This window comes from Lysinibacillus sp. FSL W8-0992 (assembly GCF_038008685.1).
Lineage (GTDB): Bacteria > Bacillota > Bacilli > Bacillales_A > Planococcaceae > Lysinibacillus.
In genome coordinates this window covers 1,393,456-1,414,667 of sequence record NZ_JBBOZQ010000001.1, presented here as the reverse complement: position 1 = coordinate 1,414,667, position 21,212 = coordinate 1,393,456, and the positions used below count along the sequence as shown (strand labels likewise).

Sequence of the window (21,212 nt, the reverse complement as noted above, 5' to 3'; positions counted from 1 at the left end):
ATGTGTACTGTTTTCTTAAATAGTGCAGATTGAAAGCCATTATATTAAACAAAAATTAGGGGATAATTGTTCTTTTACATCTATCTTAAGATTGGGGTGGGAATTCTAAAAATTCACTAAGATATTTACAATGCATAAAGCATATCGAGATTACGCTAAAAAACTATTAGTTCAGTATATTTAGTCATTTTTTTATTTAAAAGTTCGTTTATTTTATATTCAAGTTTGCTCTTATCGGCGTTACTTAATAAAGGGGAAATAGTCAAGCTTTCAACGCCTTTGAAAAGACTATTGTTATTTTCCATATTTATTAACAAATCATACTCTTGATAAAATATATTTTTTTTGAAAGCGTATAGGTTCAATGAGTATGTTTGTATATTTGTACCGTATTTAAACGTTAAGTATTCTGTTATACTTTCTTGTTCAATTTCAGATTCCGTTATAATAGCTATTGATACAGTTTGAATCTTTTTTATTCTAAGTTGACTGATTGAAAGAAAGTAGTACAGCGCAAATATATCAATCTCTTTAATTTCAGGAAGAAAATTATATTGCTTAAATAACTTTAAAGCTGCTTCTTTTACTAAAAAATAAAAAGGATGATCTTTACAAATATTTATGTAACCGCTTAACTCATTTAACCTATTACTAGTTCCTAAACGTAAATCAATATAGTAGAGTTCAGTATATCTGCTTAACCCTTCAACGAGTCTTATATCAGAAGAGAAATCAAAATAAAAATTTTCGGATATATATTCTAAAAAATTAAAAATCATACTATAACGCAAATTAGTTTCTTTTAAAGAATAAATTTCACCTATTGTGAGCTTTCTCTTGCGTATTAAATAATTATATAAATTCGTTGCATAATAAATAACCTCACATTGTTTAGTGTTTTTGTCCATATAATTAGGAAAAAATGATTGCAGCTTTTTCGTTATGTTTATATAAAGAGAATTTTCTTCAGTAGGGAAATTTTCATATTGTATATACCTTGAAAGTCGACTCCTAATATGCAAAATTTCCATGGAAATTGATAATTTTCGTAGACCTTGCGGTGTCAAATTGAAACTATTTAAAATACAAATTTCGTCTATTTTCTCCACAAAAAGTTCCTTATTAAAAAATCTTATTTCTGATAAAGAACGAGATAAATAAAAATCATAAAATTGTTGCATCAAATTTCTAATATTTTTTTCATCACCTTGAATCGTTAGCACTGGAGCAGTAACTAATTTTAGTTTATATTCTTGCAGCCATTCTTTTATAACTTTAAATTTACGGTATACTGTGGATTTGCTCATATTTAAAATATTGGTTATTTCATTTACAGAATTTATATTTTTCTCGAAAAGTAATGTTATTATTTTTAAAAATATATTATTTTTATATAGCATTTTCAGTGTATCGTCTATAAGTGAAGGAGAAACTATATCCAAATGGACTTCCCCAGATTTTATAAAAAAACTTGTGTTACTTAGTGTCTCCATTAAAAAATGTAATTCTTTTTCTATAGTTGATCGTCCAACTTGTAAATGTTCTGCCAACTCATCAATCTTTGCTTTTCCACTTTTACAATAAAGGTAAATCAGTATTTTTTCTGGGCGATCTAAAAATCTTTCCATAAAAAATCAGCTCCTTTTTATTTCATCAATATACTAAAATTCAAACTAAATACACCAAAATACATTCTAAAAAAACATAAAAACAAAGCCATTATCGACTTTGTCTTTATATCAAGCGTTTCGGAACTTATTCAACTATCATCGTAGCTGTTGTTATGAAATCCAATATGTATGATTTTCTGTGTTGTCGTGCTGTTTAAGGAGACACTAACGGAAGTTTTAGTCTTATATGAGATACAAGGTATCAAAACTTTATGATTTTGATACCTTGCATTCTGAAATCCCTGTATAAAGAGATTCTCTAATATAGAATCATCCTCATGTGCTTTACGAAAATGTAGGAAAGCAAGTTTACAATAGGCATGTCTAGACAATGAGATATATAGCAACATGGAATCGGCCAATGTTTGTTTAGCGTTAAATCAGTAATTGATACTTCCGCGGCTGCAAAAATGTCCGCTCTGTTTGCGACTGATACCGTTGTTGTGCGAGCAACCGGTTCCTGTGTATCGACACCTGTTTTAGTTGCAATGGTAGATACATCTGTCGCTGACCTAGCAACTGATTTGGATGAATCGGTGCGGGATTCCATAATTGAGTCAACAGTTGTGTCAATAGATGATTTTGCTTTAATAACAAGTAGTTTTGTTGGGACAGCAACAAATTCTGTTGGTTTGGTTGCTGCTGATTTTGTTGTTTTGTCGGCAACTGGTTCGCTCCATATAGAGCAGATAACCGTTTGATTCGTAATCGATTATATGAAATCAATTGAGTTACCACCTTTGTCTATTCCTTTCTTGTCTCACGTATAAAAATTAGCTTATTCCTTAATGACTTACAGGTTTTTTTAAAATATTGTTATTCCCATTGTCAGATTTATAGCTTGGATCGGACACGCCATAAAAAAGGAATTTAGTTACGAATTATATTAGTCGTTTTGATGAGTTAGCAACTCGTTTTGTTGCGCTAGTAATTCGTTTTGTTGCGCTTGTAACTCATTCTGTTGCGCTAGTAACTCGTTTTGTTGTGCTAATAACTCGTTTTGTTGCGCTTGTAACTCGTTCTGTTGAGCTAGCAACTCATTTTGTTGTGCTAAAAGCTGAATCCATTTATCCAGTAGCTCGTTCTGCTCTGCGTCAGGAGCTGGTTCTGTTGGCTCTGTTGGCTCTGTTGGCTCTGTTGGCTCTGTTGGCTCTGTTGGCTCTGTTGGCTCTGTTGGTTCCGTTGGCTCTGTTGGCTCTGTTGGCTCTGTTGGTTCTGTTGGTTCTGTTGGCTCTGTTGGTTCCGTTGGTTCTGTTGGTTCCGTTGGTTCTGTTGGCTCTGTTGGCTCTGTTGGCTCTGTTGGCTCTGTTGGTTCTGTTGGTTCTGTTGGTTCTGTTGGTTCTGTTGGTTCTGTTGGTTCTGTTGGCTCTGTTGGCTCTGTTGGCTCTGTTGGCTCTGTTGGCTCTGTTGGCTCTGTTGGCTCTGTTGGCTCTGTTGGCTCTGTTGGCTCTGTTGGCTCTGTTGGTTCTGTTGGTTCTTCCCATTTAGCAAAGATTTCCGTTTTACTAGTAATTGGCTGTGTACTAAAATCAAATCTTTTTCCTTCTTTATCTACCCATTCGATAAATGTCTTGCCCTCACTTGTTGGTATAGATGGCTCTTTTACGTTGTCTCCTGATAGAACAAGCGAAGTCGCTAATATTTCGCTCATCTCGCTATTTCCATAAAATGTGACCGAATTATAGTTTAACGTAGGAACAGTAGCGATACGACCATTTCTATGGATCGTAATGCTCCCTGCTGGCTTAAGCGTTTTATGAATATTTGCAGCTTGAACTGAATCTGTTAAATCATAATCTGTCAAATCGTAAATATAATATGTTCCCACATCATTCACTAAAAATTTTCTTGGTAATGTTCTTGTATAATATATTTTATCGTCTTTCGTACTAACTAAGCGAAGTGTTCTGCCATCCCATTGATCAGTTACTTTTTCCCCATCTATTCTCATTGCAATGTTATAGCCTGCTATTAAAACATATACCACACGTTTAGCATTTTTAGGCGGTGTCACTGACGTTGTTTCATTCACTTTTGGTTCTGTTGGGACTGTCACTGTTTCATCCACTTTTGGTTCTGTTGGAACTGTCATTGTTTCATCCACTTTTGGTTCTGTCGGGACTGTCACGGTTTCATCCACTTTTGGTTCTGTTGGGACTGTCACTGTTTCATCCACTTTTGGTTCTGTTGGGACTGTCATTGTTTCATCCACTTTTGGTTCTGTCGGGACTGTCATGGTTTCGTCCACTTTTGGTTCTGTTGGGACTGTCACTGTTTCATCCACTTTTGGTTCTGTTGGAACTGTCATTGTTTCATCCACTTTTGGTTCTGTCGGGACTGTCATTGTTTCATCCACTTTTGGTTCTGTTGGGACTGTCACTGTTTCATCCACTTTTGGTTTTGTCGGGACTGTAGTTGATGTTGGTACACACCATTTAGCGAAGACTTCAGTTTTGCTAGTAATTGGCTGTGTGCTAAAATCAAATCTTTTCCCATCTTTATCTACCCATTCGATAAATGTCTTGCCTTCACTTGTCGGCTTAGAAGGCTCTTTAACTTTATCTCCTGAAAGAACAAGTGATGTCGCTAAAATTTCGCTCTTCTCACTATTTCCATAAAATGTAACTGTATTGTAATTTAAAGTAGCGATACTCGCCAGACGACCATTATGGTGTATTGTAATTTTCCCAGCTGGTTTTAACATTTTATGAACATTTGCTGCTTGAGCCGAGTCTGTTAAATCATAATCTGTCAAATCATAAATGTAATATGTTCCTGTATCTTTTACTGAAAGGGCTCTTGGTAATGTTCTTGTATAATATACATTATCGTCTTTTGTACTAACTAAACGAAGTGTTCTGCCACCCCATTGACCAGTTACTTTTTCACCGTCTATTTTCATTACAATGTTATAGTCTGCTTGTAATACATATACCCATCGTGATACAGCTTCAGCGTCTATTGGCGCTACTATTGCTGGTGTTACTAGTGCAGCAGTAGCAGCAGCAGCAAAAATTGCTGTTTTTTTAAATTTATTTCTTTTTTTCTTCTTCATTTTTTGACCCTCTCCCTTTCTTTAATTTTTTTTGCAATTTTGCAATCTATCTAAACCATAAATTATTTAATAGGCACGTAAGAATCTTCTTTTTTGCTTCTTTTATCTTTTTTTGAGAAATTTTATAACTACAAATACACTTTTATGTATAAATATTAGAAAATGAATATATTAAAATGAGCATTTTACACTTTTTAATGATAATTACTTAATTTTTCAACTATATTCAAAATCATATTTTTCTTTTATTTTTTATTTTTTTGATACAACCTAAAACATAATAGAATATAAACGAATGGGTTTAATTTTTAACGATGGCTTAAAAAGGATGAAAAAAACATTGATTGTCCTTTCAAAGGGGAAAGGGTTCAGTCCTTTAACAAACAAAAACAAACTGGACTGTTTAAGCCCAGTTTGAAATAGTATTTAGCACTATTTGTGTTGGATTTTCACTTATTTCTTTTGATAAGTTCATAAACATTCTTTTCTCAGGTGGCACATTTTCTTTCTTCATGTTGTACACTCCATTATCGTTAATGTACAAAGATTAAGTGTCCTTCGTTTTATCAACCCGATGATATTCGGAAACTTGAATAACGCGTACATTTTTTGTGTGTAATTCATGATATATTCCTCTACTATCTGTAAAAGCAATATATTGATCCCGTTCACTTTTAACCAATTGTTGTGCTTTTTCTTGTGACTCAATATGAATAAATCGCCTAACATAATGAATCTCATCAAAGAAATAGGTTATTTTAAATTCCTTCATTGTCAAACAACTCCTCCATTAATGCACTTATCATATCCACTAGCTGTTTTTATCATTCTTCCGCAAAAGTATAAGATTGAAAACGTGAGCAATAATAAAAAGTATCGGAATACGTTTAAACGGAGGTAAAAAAATTGACCGCTACAAATAATGCATTATCCATTTTTGCTCTAGGTGGTATTAACGAAATCGGTAAAAATATGTATGTAATACAATATGGAAATGATTTACTTATTGTCGATTGTGGAGCAAAGTTTCCAGATGAAAGTCTACTTGGCATTGATTTAATTATCCCTGATATCACCTACTTACAGGAAAACAAAGAAAAAATTAAAGGATTAATTGTCACGCATGGGCATGAAGATCATATAGGTGGCATTCCGTACCTTTTAAAGAAAATTAACGTTCCCATTTACGCTACAAGATTTACATTAGGGTTAATTGAGTTAAAACTAAAGGAGCACAAGCTGCTAAGAGAGACTGATTTAATAGAGATTCGCTCAGACTCCTCGTTACATTTCGGACAAATTGATGTGAGTTTCTTCAGAACAAATCATAGTATTCCTGACTGCTTAGGTATCGTTTTTCAAACACCTGAAGGCAAAGTAGTGCACACTGGAGACTTCAAGTTTGATTTAACTCCAGTTAATAATCAGTATGCTGATATTCACAAGATGGCAGCTATTGGATCTGAAGGTGTATTATTATTAATATCTGAAAGTACAAATGCTGAACGACCAGGATTAACACCATCGGAAAAACTTGTAGGTCATCATATTGAAGAAGCTTTTCTTCATGCCGAACGTAAAATAATCATTTCTACCTTTGCTTCCAATGTAAATCGAATTCAACAAATTGTAGATGCCACTATTGCAACGAATCGTAAACTTGCATTGTTAGGTCGCAGTATGGTGAATGTGGTTGATGTCGCCTTAGAGCGAGGGTATTTATCGATGCCTGATGAGTTGTTACTTGATGCCCGTGAAGTGAAGTATCTCCCTCCAGAAGAAGTTGTTGTATTATGTACAGGGAGTCAGGGAGAGCCATTGGCCGCACTTTCTCGTTTAGCTAGTGGCAATCATCGTGAAGTAAAAATTTTACCTGACGATACTGTTATTTTAGCTGCCTCTCCAATACCAGGTAATGAAAAAGGCGTTTCGCGAATTGTCGATAATTTATTTCAGCTAGGGGCTAACGTCATTTATGGTTCGGCGAGTAACACAGGCATGCATGTTTCTGGACATGGTTATCAAGAAGATTTAAAGCTAATGTTGACGCTAATGAAACCAAAGTTTTTTATTCCGATACATGGAGAATTTCGTATGCTACATCAACATCGCTTGTTAGCAGAATCTGTCGGTGTCAAAAGAGGACATACCTTTATAATGAAAAATGGGGATGTTGTTGATATAGAAAAGTCGAAAGCTAGACAAACACGAAAAATCCCATCTGGTGAAACGTATGTTGATGGTATTGGCATTGGTGAAGTTGAAGGAATTGTTTTACGTGATCGTAAACAACTATCTGAGGACGGCATGCTCGTTATCGTGTTAACGCTTAGTAAGAGTGATGGGTCTATTATTTTAGAACCTGATACTACATCAAGAGGATTTGTTTATGCAAAAGAGTCGGAGAATTTGCTACAAAAAGTGAATGAACTCGTAAAAGCAACTATTAGCGAACTCCAAGGGGAAAACAAGCAACAGCTATTTGTTTTAAGGCGAGAGATTAAAAAAACGGTCGGCCAATATTTGTTTTCACAAACGAAACGCAAACCGATGATTTTGCCTATTATAATTGAAATTTAACTTCATATCGCTTTATGTTAAAAAGTCGGTGTTAGTCTTTCTATATCACACCGACTTTTTTTAACGCCAACTCAAGGTTTCCTTTTAACATTATTGTTGTGGAACTGATATAGCTCTCCAGTAAAGATTTTATGAAGTGCCAGATGATATAACGTTTGAAGCTGTTCAAATCCGTCATTTAAATGGCTAGCATGTTGTTCAGTTTGCTTTGAAATGTTTCGAATATGGAGTGGTAACTCCTCCACAACAGCTAGCAATGATTTTTTATGTTTCAATAAAAGCTGACTAGTTTTTAACAGCTTTACAATATTTGTTTGTATTTCTAATGCAGGTAAATCTAACTTTATATGATGCAATTGTCTCCAGTCTTTATTGGTCTGATACCAATGGAGAAAAAAATACAAATAATCACTTAAAATAATAGATTCATTTGGGATAATTGCAACTACATCATTAGCAATATATGCATCTTGTTCACATTGAAATATATACTTTTTAGCACGACCTAAGTCATTTTTCGCGAGAATAATTGTTTTTGCTGGCACCTTTGCACACTTAAAATGCATATTAACCGTATCATTCCATTTAGATAATTTACGAATATCACCATCCAGTGCTAACCATTTTAAATTTTTTGCTGTAATAAGAGGTTGACCAACATTTGAGTAATCTGAAATATTAGGTGTTGTTAAACTAGCAACAATAAGAGCTATTTCATCTAGTCTATAACGCTCCAACAAGTTGAGATCCTCCATTCTTAAAGAGCTTTCAAAATTTCATACAACCAATCAAAAAATGCTTGTGTAGACGGTCCAAAATGCTATGAATATTCTTCCATATCATTATTATAGTGATTATTGTACCATTTTAATGTAACATTATCTACATTATATAACTTTAATGGTATATGCATTTTCATTGTTTTTCACTAGCTTTTTACATAGAGGTGAGTGATATGTCAGACTTTTTAAAGCTAGTAGGTGAACAACTCCGTATCATTAGAGTTTCCAAAGGGCTTAGTCAAGAAGAAGTAGCAGAGAGAACGGGGAAGTTAGGTTTTAGTAAAGGTCGCATTTCAAATATTGAGCACGGGCAATCAAATATTACTTTAAGTACGTTAGAATTGCTTATGAAAGCGTTAGATATTGCACCAGAGGAACTTTTTAATTTCCAACGATTATCGGGTGTTACTGATATTGAAGAAAAAAATCTTATGCTCGACATTCATCGCTCATTATTAAGAGAGCGCAATTTAGACGAAGTAAAATACGTAGTACGCATTACAAGAGATTTTCTAAATACGATTGATGCTCAATCAAAGAAAAACAGCTCCAATGTTGAATAACATTGGAGCTGTAAGACTGTAGACGCACCTTGTCCCTTTCAAAGTGTTAATTGATTTCCGTTACGGGTTGCTCGCTTTCCGCGGGCGTGGGGCTATGTGGCGTGCCAGTCACTCATACTATTTCTATGCTTTGCATTCTAAACTAACAAAGGAAAAATCCACGTAGACTCCTGCGGGAACGCACACAGTGTAAGACGCAACAAGCCGCGCGTTAGCGAGGGTTGCGGCTTACGTGTGTGCCCGCGGAAAGCGCAGTGGATTTTTCCGTTTTAGGAACTACTACTCTTATGCCATGGGGCTATACCGTGTGCCAGTCACTCATACTATTTCTAGGCTTTGCATTCTAAACTAACAAAGGAAAAATCCACGTAGACTCCTGCGGGAACGCACAAAGCGTAAGACGCAGCAAGCCGCGCGTTAGCGAGGGTTGCGGCTTACGTGTGTGCCCGCGAAAAGCGCAGTGGATTTTTCCGTTTTAGGAACTACTACTCTTATGCCATGGGGCTATACCGTGTGCCAGTCACTCATATATTTCTAAGCTTTGCATTCTAAACTAACAAAGGAAAAATCCACGTAGACTCCTGCGGGAACGCACGCAGCGTAAGACGCAACAAGCCGCGCGTTAGCGAGGGTTGCGGCTTACGTGTGTGCCCGCGGAAAGCGCAGTGGATTTTTCCGTTTTAGGAACTACTACTCTTATGCCATGGGGCTATGTGGCGTGCCAGTCACTCATACTATTTCTATGCTTTGCAGAAAGCGACCGTCCGCAACGGATATCGACGGTCACAGCAAGATTCGTGCAGTCAAAGTAACACTTTTCTCTTTTACCCTATTCGCCTTCCATACCGAACTTTTGTCGGTAGCCACATTTTCTACATAACTCTTCGACCGCTTCTCGTCTTGAAAAACCATCAACTAAATTATTGGCACGCTCGCCTTCTACAATTTCACTAAAGGACTGCTCATGTACATTCCCCAAGTTGATAACACCTTCTCCATCAAGACAACATGGCACAACTGTACCATCTACAAGAATGGCTGCTTGGCTGCGTAACGCATGACAAAAGCCTTTGCCTTCATCCTCTGGCGCAAGCAAACTTGGCCATCTAAATTCATGATCCTGATTTAAATAAACATTGTTCGCAATTTTTACGCCCTTGCCTGGCTGAACTTTTTCCTCAATGCGAAAATCGAGATTATATTCATTTTCTAAAATTTCTAATGTCTCACGGTTTCTTCTAGCAGCAAGATCTGTAACATGATCCTGCTGTAAATTCCACAGACGATACGAAATTATTGTGTTAAATTCTTTTGCTTCGCGGACAAAATCTAAAATATCCCCTAAATATTTCTCACGATTTTCAGAGCCCTCATGGCCATCAAAGCTGTGTAATGAAAAATTAATTTGGCGTAGTGCTGGCTTGCCCAATAACTTTTCACGATTCTTTTTAATAAGTGTGCCGTTCGTCGTAATATTCACCTTAAAGCCCTTGTCATGTGCCGCGTCTAATAGCTGATTAATCCGCGGATGCAAAAGTGGTTCACCTTTAACATGCAAGTAAATGTATTTAGTATGAGGTCGTATTTCATCAAGTATTTTATTAAACTGTTCTACCTTGATAAGCCCTTTTGCACGCTCAGTTGGCGGGCAGAAACTACAAGCTAAATTACAGACGCTTGTTATTTCTATATAAACCTTTTTAAATGTTTTCAACGTTTATTCACCGTTCCAGTTCCATAGATATTCATATAATCTTATTCATTTTAACAAATTTTCGTTACGTCGCGCAGAAATTCATTATTAATAACTACCGCTTTATATATTATCTTCAATATTTCCTTTATAGATAAGGCTACACGTACAAGTGAACTCTTAAAAATTTAATACTTTAATAATAATACTTAAAGAAAGGAGTGAAAAATATGACAGGTTATAATAATGCCTCTAGAAATTCTAATCACTCTGAGGAACCTGAAAGAGATAAAGAGGGAAAAAATAATATTACTATAAATATCACATTTAATATTGGCAACACAGAGAACCATTTTGAGCAAAGAGCTGAAGGTGGCGGTCAAATTAATAAAGATGTTGGCACAAATGCCAACCAAGGCGGACAAAATGCGCTCAATCATAGCCAAACAAGAAATCTTGATTCTAAATTCGCTGATGGTAATGGCAGAAGTGGTATTGCCGGAGATAATAATGACGAAGCAGGCGGACAACAAGGGATTAAGGTTCGCGATAGTTTAGTCGTTGATAGTGATATACATTCGTCTTCTAATCAATCACAAGACGTTGAAGAAGATGAGTTACAAGAACCAGTAATTGAAGAGCATCCTTCTAACAATGAAAACAATGAATAAAGTTATCTCAATAAAAAAGTAAAACTTCTATCTGTAGGGTTTTTCATCCTACCTGATAGAAGTTTTACTTTAGACAGAGCGCTTATAATTTTTTGTACCATCATACGAATAAAGCATCGGTTTTCCCTCAACAAACGTCTCTAAATGCACAGGACGCCCCCACAATTGATAAATATACGGCAATACATTTTCTAAATAATGTGGATCTAGCTCCATTCCCTCATAACCATGCACTAAATATAGCTCTCCATTTCGTAGATAATCGCCGTTTTTCACAACGATATATGGGAACCCTCCATTAACGCGCATCGATACAAGCTGATCACGAACCATTTCATGATCTTTGTCTGTAATGCGATATTCATTACCCTTTTTCTGGAATAAATATAGATCCTCTTGCTTTGCTAAATCCTTTGTTAAATAGTTGCGAATAAAGGAAATATCCGATTCAATCTCACGCACCTCAAACATCTTTTCACGTCCGCTATTTGGTAGTACCCCTAATCTTAGCATCTCTTCACTTGGATTATTATAGCGTTTTTCAATATCCTCAAATATTTTCAAGCCCAAATAATAAGGATTGATTGATGTTTTTGATGGCTGCACAACACCCGCGTTTAATTTGGCATATTCAATCGTCTCTACTGTTGTTAAATTGAGTTCACGCATGATGCGCTGATGCCAAAAGGAAGCCCAACCTTCATTCATTATTTTCGTTTCTAATTGAGGCCAAAAATATAGCATTTCCTCACGCATCATTGTTAAAATATCACGTTGCCATCCCTCTAGTTCACGACTATGCTCTTGGATAAAAAGTAATAAATCCTTTTCAGGTTTCATTGGAAACTGTTTAATTTTTCTCCGTACCGACCTTTGTTCTTTTTCCTTATTATCTAAATTCCAAAGGTCATCATACGGCGATCTAGAAGTAACAATTTCTTCTTCATCATGTTCTTCATCTTCTGATGACAGCTTTGGTCTTAATAAAGAAGGATCGATATGTTCTTGAATAGCTAATATCGCATCTAAAAACTGTTCTACCTCTTCCTTCCCATATTCCCTTTCATAGCCCGCAATCCGCTCTGCAGTTGCTGTCATACTCTCTACCATATCTCGTCTTGTATTAGAAAATCGTACATTGTTTTTAAAGAAGTCACAGTGTGCTAATACATGCGCAATAATTAGCTTGTTTTGCGTGAGAGAATTCGTATCAAGTAAAAATGCATAGCACGGATTTGAGTTAATAACAAGCTCATAAATTTGACTTAGCCCTAAATCATATTGCAGCTTCATCTTATGAAATTGCTTTCCAAAGCTCCAGTGGGAAAAACGCGTAGGCATACCATATGCGCCAAATGTATAAATAATATCTGCAGGACATATTTCATAACGCATTGGGAAAAAATCTAAACCAAACCCTGTTGCAATTTCTGTTATTTCATCAATCGCACGGTGAAGCTCCTTCTCCATTTTTCAACCTCCTCCTCTGGAAAAATGAATGCTTCGCACCTTCCTAATATTAATTTTCATTTTGCAACTCATGTTTTTGGAAAAAGCTCTTTAAGGCATCATAGACATCGCCTTTTTTCTTTAAAATATGATACCTAAACTTTGGATCATCAATTTTTTTATACGTATACATTAATGTTGAAAAACGATTATGTTGATTTACTTCGCCATATCCAAACATGCTTGAGACGTCCATCAATTCATTAACTAGCTTTAAACATTTTTCATTATCCATTGAAATGTTTTCACCATCTGAAAAATGCACAGGATAAATATTATAACGACTAGGATTATACTTCTCACGAATCAACTCTAACGCTTTAATATAAGCCGAAGAACAGATCGTTCCGCCACTTTCCCCTTTTGTGAAAAACTCTTCCTCTGTCACTACTTTTGCCTCTGTATGATGTGCTATAAATTCAATTTCAACTGTTTCATATTTCGACCGTAAAAATCTCGTCATCCAAAAGAAGAAACTTCTAGCACAATATTTTTCAAAAGCACCCATAGAACCACTTGTATCCATCATTGCAAGGACTACAGCCTTTGATTCAGGCTTCTCCACTTCATCCCATGTTTTAAAGCGTAAATCATCATTATGAATTGGTGTAATTTGCGCTTTTCCTTCCATGGCATTGCGTTTCAGCGCATTCAATATTGTGCGCTTCTTATCCACATTACCCATAAGCCCTTTTTTCCTTATATCATTAAATTCAATTTTTTCGGTTTTAATATCTGCTTTTTCTTTTTGCTGTAAATTAGGAAGCTCCAGCTCTTTAAATAACACACTTTGAATTTCTTCCATACTTACTTCTGCTTCATAATAATCTTGACCAGGCTTGTCACCAGCTTCTTTCCCATTGCCCTGCTGATTGCTCTTGCTACCGTCACGCGCGACAACATCCCCTACACTACTATCACCTTGTCCTTGACCTACATGCTTAGAATTATCATAATTGTATCGAATTTTATATTCATCGAGGGAGCGTATAGGTATTTTAATTACCTCACGACCATTTGACATGACAATACTTTCTTCACTAACTAAATCAGGTAAATTATTTTTAATCGCATCTTTAACCTTTTCCATATGACGTTGCTGGTCTTGGTGCCCTTTACGATGGAGGGACCAATTTTCCTGAGAGATGACAAAACCCTTATTTTCGTTTTCAGTCATTTTTATCCTCACCCATCTATCAAATTCGCTTTTTCTATACTATGCTAGTGATCCGCTTTATTGAACTTTTTTAGAGAAATAAAAGGAGTGCCCTAAAATTGGGACACTCCTATTACGTCTATCAATTACGCTTTTGGCATAATTGTGGCTGCCACTAAAATGAAAATTAACGATTCAGTAAGCTTCCTACATATTGTAATAACTCATTTGCTGACGTTGTATTATAGCCGTGTTCATCGACAAGTCTTGCTACAACTTCATTAATTTTCTTCAACTGTGACTCATCAGGCATTTTAGAAGAAGTCGTAATTTTCACAACATCTTTTAAATCAGCAAATAATTTCTTTTGAATCGCTTCTCGCAATCTTTCGTGAGAATTGTAGTCAAACCGTTTTCCATTTCTTGCATAAGCCGAAATACGAATTAATATTTCCTCACGGAATGCTTTTTTCGCATTTTCAGAAATACCAATTTGTTCTTCAATGGAGCGCATTAATTTTTCATCTGGATTCATTTCTTCACCAGTTAAGCGGTCAAATATTTTATTTTTATTACAAAATGCCTCTACATTATCGAGGTAATTATTCATTAACGTTTTTGCAGATTCCTCGTACGAATAAACGAACGCTTTTTGCACTTCATTTTTGGCAATATCATCATACTCTCTTCTTGCCACAGCTATATAGTTCATATATTTTTCTCGATCTTCCTGCGATATAGAAGCATGCTGATCAAGACCATCCTTCAGTGCGCGCAAAACATCCAATGCATTAATCGATGGAATTTCTTTTCGAATAATAGCTGAAGAAATACGATTTATAATATACCGTGGATCAATACCGTTCATGCCTTCGTTAGGAAACTCTTTTTTAAGCTCCTCTAAGTCAACGGAATTAAATCCCTCCACATTTTCTCCGTCGTACAAGCGCATTTTCTTTATAAGATCCACACCTTGTTTTTTCGGAACTTCCAGCCTTGTTAGGACCGAAAAGATTGCTGCGGCCTTCAATGCATGTGGCGCAATATGAACATGGGACATATCACTTTCATTAATCATTTTTTCATAAATCAGTTCTTCTTGGCTCACTTTTAAATTATAAGGAATTGGCATTACAATAATTCGCGAGTGTAATGCTTCGTTCTTTTTATTAGAAATGAAGGAACGATATTCAGTTTCATTAGTATGGGCTACGATTAACTCATCCGCACTAATTAAGGCAAATCTTCCTGCCTTAAAATTCCCTTCCTGTGTCAGTGACAACAAATTCCATAAAAACTTTTCATCTAATTTCAGCATTTCTTGGAATTCCATCATCCCTCGGTTTGCCTTGTTTAACTCTCCATCAAAGCGATATGCACGAGGGTCTGACTCTGAGCCAAATACGCCAATTGTCGAGAAATCAATGCTACCCGTCAAATCCGCAATATCTTGAGATTTTGGATCAGAAGGTGTAAAGGTTCCTATACCTACACGTTTGTCTTCAGAAAAAGTTATACGTTCAATGATGACATTCTCAATACGTCCATCGTATTCTTTTTCAAGACGCATCGTATTTAAAGGCGATAAGCTACCCTCAATTCGTATTCCGTACTCTTCAAAAAAGTCATGACGTAAATGATGTGGAATTAAATGAAGGGGATCCTCATGCATTGGACATCCTTTAATTGCATAAACTGCTCCCTCTTCCGTACGCGAAAACTGTTCAAGTCCACGCTTTAACAAGGTCACGATCGTTGACTTTCCTCCACTTACTGGCCCCATCAATAACAAAATTCGCTTTCTAACATCTAATCTTCTTGCTGCTGGATGGAAATATTCCTCCACCAGTCTTTCAATTGCTGATTCAAGCCCAAAAATTTCTTGCCCGAAAAATTGATACATTTTTTGCTCATCGCGTTCCTCTACTCCAGCGCTTTTAATCATATTGTAGACGCGAGAATGGGCTGTTTGAGCAACTTCAGGTCTTTCCTTCAGAATGCTTAGATAATCTGCAAATGTACCTTCCCACTTCAGTCGATTTTCTTCTTCGCGATAGCTTTTCACTTTATCTAAAATGTTGATAGCCTTCCCTCCATTCAGGGCTTGATTTATAACATAGTATGAAGTTAAAGACATTATGATACCCATTACTTTTTCTTTGATTAAGTTTCTTCTTATTGTTCCTTTTTTTTCTTGCTACAAAAAAGGCATTTACTGTATGTAAAGCGGACTTATGAAATATAAAATTTCGGTTATTCTAATCTGTAGAAAGGAGGTTCAATTTTGAGTCGTCATTTTATTTTCCTTCTGACATGTATGCTAGTGTGGAGTTATTTCTTTCCAACAGTTACATTGGCAAATGAAGGACCTAGTAATGAGGAAATTTTACAACAACGCATGTCTTATTATGTTCAATACGATGAATTACTGATTCCATGGCACTTCTTAGCAGCAATCGACCAATATGAGCGCAATCTCCAATCTGTTCGTAAAGATATTCCTAAGCGAGATGGCTACATTGCCATTCAATTTTCTGATGAATATTGGTCAGGCGCATTAAATCCTGTCAAGGAAGATACGATACCCGAAACAATCAGTTACTTCGGTGGAATGGGACTTGATGGTAATAATGATGGAATCGCTAGTCCTAAAGATGATCTAGATGTTATATACTCCATGGCAAGCTATTTAAGTAAATTTGGTTCTACAGATGAGGACTTCAAACTGGCTTTATGGGAATATTACAAAAGTGAAGAAGCTGTCAATCAAATCGTAACAATTTCTACTTTGTATAAACATTTTAAAACAACGGAGCTAGATGCTCATACATTCCCTATTCCAACTCGCTACAATTACAGCTTTAGAGGTACTTGGGGTGACAACAGAGGCTGGGGCGGTAGACGCATCCATGAAGGTACAGACATATTTGCCAGCTATGGGACGCCTATACTTTCCACTTCCTATGGTGTAGTCGAAATCAAAGGCTGGAACCAATTTGGTGGATGGCGAATTGGCATTCGAGATAATCATAATTCTTATCATTATTATGCCCATCTTGGTAGCTATAATAAGGACATTAAGGTTGGAGATGTTGTGGAGCCAGGAACAATACTCGGCTATGTCGGTAGCTCTGGTTATGGGAAAGAAGGAACTTCAGGAAAATTCCCACCACACCTTCATTACGGCATTTATAAATTTAATGGTCGAACGGAATGGGCATTCGATCCATATCCATCTCTCTTGCAATGGGAGCGTCAGGCCAAAAAGGATAAGCAGTAGTGAGCTTGCAAAAAGCATTTTTTAGCGTTTATAGACACTTATACGCAACGTAAGCAGAGACATAAAGCAAGCCCCCCACAAAAACCATGTGGAGGGGCTTGTTTTTTAATATATCTTTTTAAACAGTGTGCTTTCTAAAAATGACATTAACATAGGCAAATAGATAGACATTTTTTGCATTCTAACAAAAATATAAGAAAATTGTAAATTAATTATGCCAAAAAACCTTTTTTAGTATTTTTAACAAAAAAATTCTACTTTTCTTATGAAATAGTAATAAAATAAAAAGATAGGACTAGTTCTATAGAAAAAGCTAAAGGATGGGAAAAATGAACCATTTATTTCAGTTTAAATCAATCAAAGCGCGCATTTTAAGTAGATTTATAATTTTATTAGTATTATTTGTGTGTTTTACTACTTATACTTATTTTTCTAATACAAACATGGAGAAGCAAGCAACAGGACTTGTTAAGGAAGATTTAGTTGTTTTAGAAGCAAGTAAAAATCTATCTATGTCTATAAGCGTACGATCATCTGCAGCCTTAAGTTATGTTGTAACGGGCGATGAAAAATACATAGATACTTTTAATGAGTACCGTCAAATTGCTGAGGATAATAACCGTATCGTGGAGCAATATGAAAAAACGGCTGAACGTGAAAAGCTGGTAGAGATGGCTCGTGAATGGAGCAGCCGTGTTAATAGTGAAGTATTTGAAGTATATAAGAAGGGCGATAAACAATTAGCATTAGAAAATTTAACATCTATTAATCAACTCGTAAATGAAGTTCGTGATGGCTATGAAGAAGTAGCTGATAAACGCGCTGAATTGATTACGCAAGTCGGCAATGATGTCGTTTCAACAAGTTCAAACAATAAATCAATTGGGGCCACTGTAAGTCTCATCTTAATTGTTGCAGGCATTCTTTTAGCGATTTTTACAGCAAGTCGAATTTCTAAACCAATTACGATTGTGTCAAAGCGTATGAGAGAATTAGCTGATGGGAATTTGCGTCTTGATAAGTTTTCAGTAACAACCCAGGATGAGATTGGGCAATTAATGCTTTCTGCCAATGACTTAAATGAGAAATTAAAGGATACTATAAGCTCTATTCATAATGTATCTGAAACGGTCGCTGCTAGCAGCGAGGAATTAGCGCAATCTGCCAATGAAGTTCAGACAGGTACAGAACAAATTTCTTATACTATGCAAGAGCTTGCTACGGGAACTGAAACACAAGCATCTACAGCTAGTGATTTAGCAGAAACTATGACAACTTTCCAACGCAACATTCATGAAACAACGCAAGAAGGAATGGAGTTAAAAGAACATTCAGGCCATGTACATGATTTAACAACGTCAGGTAAAAAATTAATGGTACAATCAACAAAACAAATGGCAACTATTAATGACATTGTATTGGATTCTGTGAAAAAGGTAGAAGGCTTAAACGAGCAGTCTGCTGAAATTTCGAAGCTCGTTTCAGTAATTGATGAGATTTCAAACCAGACGAATTTACTTGCTTTAAATGCTGCAATTGAAGCGGCACGTGCAGGAGAGCATGGCAAAGGCTTTGCGGTTGTTGCCGATGAGGTACGTAAGCTTGCCGAACAAGTGCAATTCTCTGTTACTGATATTTCAACAATTGTTCACCGCATTCAAAACGAAACAGGAAGTGTAACAAATTCACTACAATCTGGCTATGAAGAAGTAAGAAAAGGTACTGCGCAATTAGATCAAACTAATAATACTTTCGATCAAATTTCTCAAGCTATTGAAGATATGAATGACAATATCAATGTCATTTCAACTAACCTAACAAAAATTTCACAACACTCCGAAATGATTAATGGTTCTATTGATGAAATGGCTTCTATTTCCCAAGAGTCTGCTGCAGGCGTAGAGCAAACAACTGCAACTGTCGAAGAAACAGCCGCGACGATGGATGAGATCTCAAAGAGTGCAAATCAACTTGCAGAAATGGCTGAAGAGCTAAACACACAACTACAAAAATTTACTTTATAACAGTATTACAAGCTATCCGAAATGTTTTTCGAGATAGCTTTTTTTATTACTGCCACCGTCGAATTGGCACTCTTTCAAGTTCATAGCGCTTTATAATAATACTGATCTTTTGATACCATTGCTCACATAACTCCATTGCCTCTATATACGTTTCATCTTCTTTGGAAATCGCATCCTCTTGTTCTAAAAAGGCATATTCAATAATTGGAGCCGTAATATTATCTACCACCATCTTTATAGCTAATTGTGAAACCTCCTCCATTTCTCCATCATCTTCTTCCTCAATCTCCTCTTCTTCTCCTAAAGAGCTTTCGTCTTCTTCTAGTAATGATTCACTAAAAAGTCCGTTACTAGTTCTGGCAATGATATGACCATCTTCAAAAATGGCTACTTCATAAATTTCATTAAAATGGACTTCCTTCTTTATTAACTCAGCTTCCCAATCTTCTTTAACAGCTACTAATAGTGTTTTTGTATGCTCATTGAGCAATAATGCATGTAAACCGTCACTGGAGATTGTGCCATGTGTATGTGGGATATTATTTAACTCCTCTTCACTTGCTCTTTTTAGCTCTGTCATTATTTTATAAGTATGATATTTCCATTTAATATAACGAATGACCCCAACAGTAATTAAAGCAATTCCAATTAAAAAATACGCTTTCTTAATTAGTATGGCTTCCATTGCATTTGCTAAAAACAAATAAATTGTACCTAACAATAATAGAAAGACTGTTTTCATTATTATCCCACCTTCAAAATAAATAATAGATAGGAAAAATACATCTATATACTAGAAATCTTATTCAGTAATCTCTCTTTTCATTCTTCATTTAAATAGCTGACCACTACAAAAAAGCAGCGACAACGTTTTTTAAGACGTGTCGCTGCTCAACTATTAATAAACACTTACCCCTAAATGTTTATTGTATAAAATCATGCAAATTGTGTTACGAGTAACACAGATGGTATAAAGGATAAAGCAAAAACAAACATATACCATACTGAAGTACGGCGTAATGAAAAACGAACTTTTTTGTGTTCTGCATAAAAAATATCTAACATGATTGCTACTATTAATGGAATACTAATGCAAGAAACCACAATTAAAATAAGATCAAAAAATATCATAAAAGCACCCCTCTGTTCATGAACATTTCTTTTCCCTTTTGTGACAACATTGTGTCAATTCAAGTGTACACAATTTCGTCACATATTGCAATGGTCAAAAGAAAAAAATGGTACTTTTACAATATATTTTTTAATTAAGTAATGATTGTTGTTTTAGTCTCTATATTTATATGTTAAACCTTTTAAAAAATTCCTTACGAATCGATCACCGCATTCTTTGTAGTTACGATGGCTTGGATTTCTTAAAATCGCACCGAGTTCACCTTTCGATACTGACACGCCACCTTCAGCTAAAAGCTCAAGCATATCCTCAGTTGTTAAAGCTAGTGCAATTTTCACTTTTTTCATCAGCATATTATTTGAGCTTTCATTACCAGTCACTGGTGGGGGTCCTTCTTGTTGACCTTGTGTTGATTGTTGTGGGCCTCGTTTAAATGTAATTAAACCATTTAAAAATGCCTCTAACATTTTATTATTACATTTGATGTAATTCTCTGGGATGTTCTCTTCTTCTTCATCTTTAATTTTTATTAGCATATTTAAAACATCTTCTTTTGAATACTTCATGCCACCTAGCTTAAAGATTTCCACCATATCCGTATTTTTAATATCTAATGCATATCGTAAACGAATCAAAATATCATTATTCGTCATATCAAAACCTCCTCGATCTTCTAGCTAAACCTTAATTTTAAGAGCCAGGATTTATTATAACAGAGTAAATTGCATTTTTAGCTAGCTTTCCTGTTATTCCTAACTATAGTATATAGTTTGCACATTTCCTTCTTTTTAAATGTATGAAAAACAAGCTCACGACCATTCTAATATCACAAGGAGGTGAGAAAAATGGCTAACAACAATCGCAGTTCAAATAAGCTTCAAGTTCCTGGTGTACAAGAAGCTGTCAATCAAATGAAATATGAAATCGCACAAGAATTCGGCGTACAACTAGGGCCAGATGCTTCTTCTCGCGCAAACGGTTCAGTAGGTGGAGAAATTACAAAACGACTAGTAGAAATGGCTGAAAAAAGAGCAAAAGGTTTTTAAATAAAAAAAAAGTGCCAGTCACTAAAACAATTCTGAATTGTTTTAGTGACT

17 protein-coding genes are annotated in these 21,212 nt (G+C 35.6%); 7 read left to right on the top strand and 10 right to left on the bottom strand.

The features are described 5' to 3' along the window. Positions 1–155 precede the first annotated feature (155 nt). A complete protein-coding gene (locus NSQ74_RS06800) occupies positions 156–1,628 on the bottom strand; it encodes a helix-turn-helix domain-containing protein (protein ID WP_340822285.1) in 1,473 nt (490 codons plus the stop codon). Between the two features lie 452 nt (positions 1,629–2,080). Between NSQ74_RS06800 and NSQ74_RS06795 the strand changes: the two genes are divergently transcribed. Beyond that, positions 2,081–2,371, top strand: a complete 291-nt coding sequence (locus NSQ74_RS06795) for a hypothetical protein (protein ID WP_340822284.1) — start codon at positions 2,081–2,083, stop codon at positions 2,369–2,371. A gap of 185 nt (positions 2,372–2,556) precedes the next feature. Here the strand turns inward: NSQ74_RS06795 and NSQ74_RS06790 are convergent, their stop codons facing one another. Both NSQ74_RS06790 and NSQ74_RS06785 read right to left on the bottom strand, forming a co-directional pair. Continuing rightward, on the bottom strand, positions 2,557–4,725 hold the full coding sequence (locus NSQ74_RS06790) for a coiled-coil domain-containing protein (RefSeq protein ID WP_340822283.1): 2,169 nt from the start codon (positions 4,723–4,725) through the stop codon (positions 2,557–2,559). A gap of 547 nt (positions 4,726–5,272) precedes the next feature. Next, the gene (locus NSQ74_RS06785) at positions 5,273–5,497 is read right to left on the bottom strand and encodes a hypothetical protein (protein ID WP_340826417.1); all 225 of its coding nucleotides are present in this window, start codon (positions 5,495–5,497) and stop codon (positions 5,273–5,275) included. 200 nt (positions 5,498–5,697) lie between these two features. Here NSQ74_RS06785 and NSQ74_RS06780 point away from each other — a divergent pair, with 200 nt between their 5' ends. After that, positions 5,698–7,305 carry a ribonuclease J gene (locus NSQ74_RS06780; protein WP_445669073.1) on the top strand — a complete coding sequence of 536 codons (1,608 nt, stop codon included), beginning with the start codon at positions 5,698–5,700 and terminating at the stop codon, positions 7,303–7,305. A 71-nt stretch (positions 7,306–7,376) separates the two neighbouring features. Here NSQ74_RS06780 and NSQ74_RS06775 read toward each other — a convergent pair whose 3' ends face one another. Then, positions 7,377–8,045 (bottom strand): restriction endonuclease subunit S, encoded by a 669-nt coding sequence (locus tag NSQ74_RS06775; RefSeq protein ID WP_340822281.1) that lies wholly within the window; start codon positions 8,043–8,045, stop codon positions 7,377–7,379. Positions 8,046–8,260: 215 nt separating this feature from the next. On the opposite strand from NSQ74_RS06775, the gene NSQ74_RS06770 reads away from it, so the two are divergent. Then, positions 8,261–8,650, top strand: a complete 390-nt coding sequence (locus NSQ74_RS06770) for a helix-turn-helix domain-containing protein (RefSeq protein WP_340822280.1) — start codon at positions 8,261–8,263, stop codon at positions 8,648–8,650. 829 nt (positions 8,651–9,479) lie between these two features. Here the strand turns inward: NSQ74_RS06770 and NSQ74_RS06765 are convergent. Then, positions 9,480–10,364: a radical SAM/SPASM domain-containing protein gene (locus NSQ74_RS06765; RefSeq protein WP_340822278.1), complete on the bottom strand. Its 885-nt coding sequence runs from the start codon at positions 10,362–10,364 to the stop codon at positions 9,480–9,482. Between the two features lie 209 nt (positions 10,365–10,573). Here NSQ74_RS06765 and NSQ74_RS06760 point away from each other — a divergent pair, with 209 nt between their 5' ends. Continuing rightward, positions 10,574–11,014, top strand: a complete 441-nt coding sequence (locus NSQ74_RS06760) for a hypothetical protein (RefSeq protein ID WP_340822277.1) — start codon at positions 10,574–10,576, stop codon at positions 11,012–11,014. Positions 11,015–11,083: 69 nt separating this feature from the next. Here NSQ74_RS06760 and NSQ74_RS06755 read toward each other — a convergent pair whose 3' ends face one another. The 3 genes from NSQ74_RS06755 to NSQ74_RS06745 all read right to left on the bottom strand — a co-directional run bounded on the left by NSQ74_RS06755 (position 11,084) and on the right by NSQ74_RS06745 (position 15,762). Then, positions 11,084–12,484, bottom strand: a complete 1,401-nt coding sequence (locus NSQ74_RS06755; protein ID WP_340822276.1) for a SpoVR family protein — start codon at positions 12,482–12,484, stop codon at positions 11,084–11,086. Positions 12,485–12,533: 49 nt separating this feature from the next. Next, the gene (gene yhbH / locus NSQ74_RS06750) at positions 12,534–13,700 is read right to left on the bottom strand and encodes a sporulation protein YhbH (protein ID WP_340822275.1); all 1,167 of its coding nucleotides are present in this window, start codon (positions 13,698–13,700) and stop codon (positions 12,534–12,536) included. A 166-nt stretch (positions 13,701–13,866) separates the two neighbouring features. After that, positions 13,867–15,762, bottom strand: coding sequence for a PrkA family serine protein kinase (locus tag NSQ74_RS06745; protein ID WP_401021964.1), 1,896 nt, complete (start codon positions 15,760–15,762; stop codon positions 13,867–13,869). A gap of 201 nt (positions 15,763–15,963) precedes the next feature. Between NSQ74_RS06745 and NSQ74_RS06740 the strand changes: the two genes are divergently transcribed. Both NSQ74_RS06740 and NSQ74_RS06735 read left to right on the top strand, forming a co-directional pair. Continuing rightward, positions 15,964–16,959 carry a M23 family metallopeptidase gene (locus NSQ74_RS06740; protein WP_340822272.1) on the top strand — a complete coding sequence of 332 codons (996 nt, stop codon included), beginning with the start codon at positions 15,964–15,966 and terminating at the stop codon, positions 16,957–16,959. A gap of 329 nt (positions 16,960–17,288) precedes the next feature. After that, positions 17,289–18,983: a methyl-accepting chemotaxis protein gene (locus NSQ74_RS06735; protein ID WP_340822271.1), complete on the top strand. Its 1,695-nt coding sequence runs from the start codon at positions 17,289–17,291 to the stop codon at positions 18,981–18,983. Between the two features lie 46 nt (positions 18,984–19,029). Here the strand turns inward: NSQ74_RS06735 and NSQ74_RS06730 are convergent, their stop codons facing one another. After that, positions 19,030–19,725, bottom strand: a complete 696-nt coding sequence (locus NSQ74_RS06730) for a hypothetical protein (protein ID WP_340822270.1) — start codon at positions 19,723–19,725, stop codon at positions 19,030–19,032. Positions 19,726–20,267: 542 nt separating this feature from the next. Then, on the bottom strand, positions 20,268–20,768 hold the full coding sequence (locus NSQ74_RS06725; protein ID WP_340822269.1) for a YehS family protein: 501 nt from the start codon (positions 20,766–20,768) through the stop codon (positions 20,268–20,270). 192 nt (positions 20,769–20,960) lie between these two features. On the opposite strand from NSQ74_RS06725, the gene NSQ74_RS06720 reads away from it, so the two are divergent. Continuing rightward, positions 20,961–21,161, top strand: a complete 201-nt coding sequence (locus tag NSQ74_RS06720; protein WP_340822267.1) for an alpha/beta-type small acid-soluble spore protein — start codon at positions 20,961–20,963, stop codon at positions 21,159–21,161. The last annotated feature ends 51 nt before the right edge of the window (positions 21,162–21,212 follow it).